The sequence below is a fragment of the Dietzia sp. DQ11-38-2 genome (assembly GCF_014145055.1).
In the GTDB taxonomy this organism is placed as follows: domain Bacteria; phylum Actinomycetota; class Actinomycetes; order Mycobacteriales; family Mycobacteriaceae; genus Dietzia.
In genome coordinates this window covers 1-2,999 of the sequence record NZ_JAALDW010000426.1, presented here as the reverse complement: position 1 = coordinate 2,999, position 2,999 = coordinate 1, and the positions used below count along the sequence as shown (strand labels likewise).

Genomic DNA, 2,999 nt, shown 5'->3' with positions numbered 1-2,999 from the left:
TGGCCGACGAGCCGAACGGTCCGCCACCGAGTCGGGTGACCGCCCCGAGGCCACCCATCGACATGGTGATCAGCGGGATGCGGGCGGCACGGTGGCGTTCCTCGGTCGCGGACAGCAGCGCCACGACGTCGGCGGCGGACCGTGGCGTCACGGCGATCTTGGCCACGTCCGCCCCCGCGTCCTCCATGGCGGCGAGCCGCGACACGATCTCCTCGGCCGGCGGGGTCGCCGCGAAGTCGTGGGTGGACGCGACCACCGCGACCCGGTGGTGGTGGGCCGCGGCGATGGAGTCCGCCGCGAGCGGGTGCAGGTACTCCACGTCCACGGCGGCCGCGGCACCGGTGGAGGACAGTGCCTCGATCACGGCGACGTAGGTCGTCGGGGAGATCTCCGCGCCCCCGCCCTCGCCACGGGTGCGGAATGTGGCCAGGATCGGCACCCCCGGCAGCAGCGTCGAGAGTCGCTCGAGGGCCTCCACCGCCGGGGCCGGGTCACCTCCGGCCCCGGCGGTGAAGGGCTCGAAGAGGTCGACCCGCCACTCGACGACATCCACCAACCGACCTGGTGACCGGCCCGCCCACGAGTCCGTGTCCGAGTCCGTGTCCGTCGAGGCTCCGTTCCGGGGTGTCCCCGCCTCGGCCGCGCTCCGGTACCCGTCGTCGGCGGCGACCAGCGCATCGGCCTGCGCCTCGAGCTCCGCGAGATCCCGTCCGGTGAGCGGAACGATGATCGACGGCGAACGTGAGTCCAGGTGGAGCCGATGGCGGGGCATGGATAGACCCTACGACGACCCCGCCGTGCCGGAGGCCTCGGCAGTGACCTCAGCAGCACCCCTCGCACGGGCAGCGCCGACGGGCGGGTACAAGTTCCAGGGCGCTGAGGCCGCCGGAGCCGGCGGTGCGGTAGTAGCGGCCCGCCCACCGCAGCGTCCTGGAGGGGCGCCGAACCGGCGTGAGTTCCCACGTCGGCCCGTCGGGGCCCTCACACAGGAGGTGGCCGGCGTCGAGGACCCCGCCGTCCAGGACGGACCCGCCCCACCGGGTGAGCAGCGCGGCCGTCTCACGGGCGCCCAGGCCGCGGACCAGGAGCTCGGGGTGTCCGCGACCGGTGAGCCCGACCGTGTATCCGAATCGCTGGTCCGGTGGGAGGGGTGCGGAGTGACAGTCCACGCAGGTGCAGCCCTGGCCCACGTGGACCACGTGGATGCCGTACCGGTCGATGTTGGCGGCGACGACGGCCATGTCGGGGTCGAGGGAGGCCACGGGGCGGAACGGGATGACGGTGTGGGACACGGGAACTCCTGGTTGTCTGGTGTGCGATCGTCCGTATCGAACAGGTGCTCGATACGAGTGCGACGATAGATCGCCCCTACGACACGGACGCCGAGGTGCCGTGATGATGCGCGCGGCCTCGGTGCACACTTGAGTGAGGACGAGGGAGGGGAACCGCATGAGGGTCGCGTTGGCACTGGGTTCCGGCGGGGCGCGCGGATATGCGCACATCGGGGCCATCCGCGAGCTCCAGTCGCGCGGACACGAGGTGGTCGGAGTGTCCGGGGCCTCGATGGGCGCGGTGGTGGGGTCGTTGCTCGCGGCCGGCGAGCTGGACCGTTTCGAGGAATGGGTGAGAGGTCTGGCACAGCGGGACGTCCTGCGGCTGCTGGATGTGTCCTTCGCCGGCGGGGGGGCGATCCGCGCCAACAAGATCATGGGCGTGATCGGCGAGATGCTCGACGACGTGCGGATCGAGGATCTCGCGATCCCCTACACCGCCGTGGCCACCGACCTGCGGGCGAGGCGGGAGGTCTGGTTCACCCGGGGCCCGGTGGACATCGCCGTGCGTGCGTCGTTCGCCATCCCGAGCATCGTCACGCCGGCGATCGTGGGCGGGCGACTGATGATCGACGGCGGCGTGACCAACCCGGTCCCGCTCGAGCCGCTCGCCTCGGTGGACAGCGATCTGGTTCTGGCGGTCTCACTGACCGGTCGCCGGGAGGGGATCCGTGGTTCCACCTTCCAGGAGAGCTCGGACCCCGAGGAACCGTCGGCCGTGGCGGATCCGAAGATCTCCAAGAAGGGGGGCACGGTGACGGCGACCACCGCCAGGCTCTCCGGTCGCATCCGGACGGCGGCGGCGGACGTGCGGGACGCCGACCTGGTCAGGCTGGTCGCGGCCCGCTTCGGTCAGGACTCGACAGGTCAGGACCCCACGGGCCAGGACCCGATCGGGGAGGAGGCGACCGGGATGGATTCGACGGGGCCGGGGGCCGAGCCCCGGCCACGTGCCTCCGAGAGGTCGACTCCTGGTGCGTCGGCGACACCGTCCCCCGAGGTCGAGGAGGCTGTGGAAGAGGGAGAACGCGAGGTCCGGGCCGAGGCCCAGAGCGACGAGCGCGGCCTGGAGTCCCTCCCGGGCACACTCCGGATCTTCGACGTGGTCTCCCAGTCGATCGAGGCCATGCAGAGCATTCTCACCGGCTACCGGATGGCGGGCAACCGTCCCGATGTCCTCGTGGAGGTGCCGTCCGACGCGTGCTCGGCGTTCGACTTCCACCGGGCGGAGGAGATGATCGAACTCGGCCGCCGGCTCACCGCGGAGGCGCTGGACCGGGAGGGGGTGTGAGAGCCCACCGTGCGACCCGGTGCGCCCCGATCCGGCTGAGCTCCCCTAACCCCCCTGGCCGACCTGCGGCAGGTGCTGCGGGCAGAACGCCCTGACCGCGGCGGCCACGACCACCGGCGCCTCGGTCACCGGTGCGTCGGGGTGGGCGTCGTTGTACTGCCGGACCACGTCGACATAGCCCATGTCGCCGTCGAGTGACGCGCAGGCGTCGCGCCCCCGGGTGAGGTAGTCCGGTTCGTCGTCGGCGACCACGCCGACCGTCCGGATCTCGCCGAGGAACTGCTCCTCCGGGGACCTCCCGTCGTCGCCCGCGTCCGGGGCCGGCTGCTCGCCGGTCGTCGCCCCATCGCGGTCGGTGGCGTCGCCGACCGCGGAGG

Annotated in this window: 4 protein-coding genes; 1 reads left to right on the top strand and 3 read right to left on the bottom strand. The window is 72.3% G+C overall.

Annotated elements, in window-relative coordinates; all coding sequences use genetic code 11:
• Both aroD and G6026_RS13680 read right to left on the bottom strand, forming a co-directional pair.
• Positions 1 to 772: type I 3-dehydroquinate dehydratase (aroD, locus tag G6026_RS13685; RefSeq protein ID WP_182613489.1), on the bottom strand; the 772-nt coding region annotated here is incomplete at its 3' end.
• 49 nt (positions 773 to 821) lie between these two features.
• Positions 822 to 1,292 carry a DUF4262 domain-containing protein gene (locus G6026_RS13680; protein WP_182613488.1) on the bottom strand — a complete coding sequence of 157 codons (471 nt, stop codon included), beginning with the start codon at positions 1,290 to 1,292 and terminating at the stop codon, positions 822 to 824.
• Between the two features lie 157 nt (positions 1,293 to 1,449).
• Here G6026_RS13680 and G6026_RS13675 point away from each other — a divergent pair, with 157 nt between their 5' ends.
• Positions 1,450 to 2,622: a patatin-like phospholipase family protein gene (locus G6026_RS13675; RefSeq protein ID WP_107757593.1), complete on the top strand. Its 1,173-nt coding sequence runs from the start codon at positions 1,450 to 1,452 to the stop codon at positions 2,620 to 2,622.
• A gap of 45 nt (positions 2,623 to 2,667) precedes the next feature.
• Here G6026_RS13675 and G6026_RS13670 read toward each other — a convergent pair.
• Positions 2,668 to 2,999, bottom strand: a 332-nt coding sequence (locus tag G6026_RS13670; protein ID WP_182613487.1) for a DUF732 domain-containing protein, incomplete at its 5' end; no start/stop codon positions are given.

What these genes read in the sequence shown, in the direction of transcription:
- G6026_RS13675 (WP_107757593.1), top strand. Translation starts at nt 1,450, where the DNA reads ATGAGGGTCGCGTTGGCACTGGGTTCCGGCGGGGCGCGCGGATATGCG.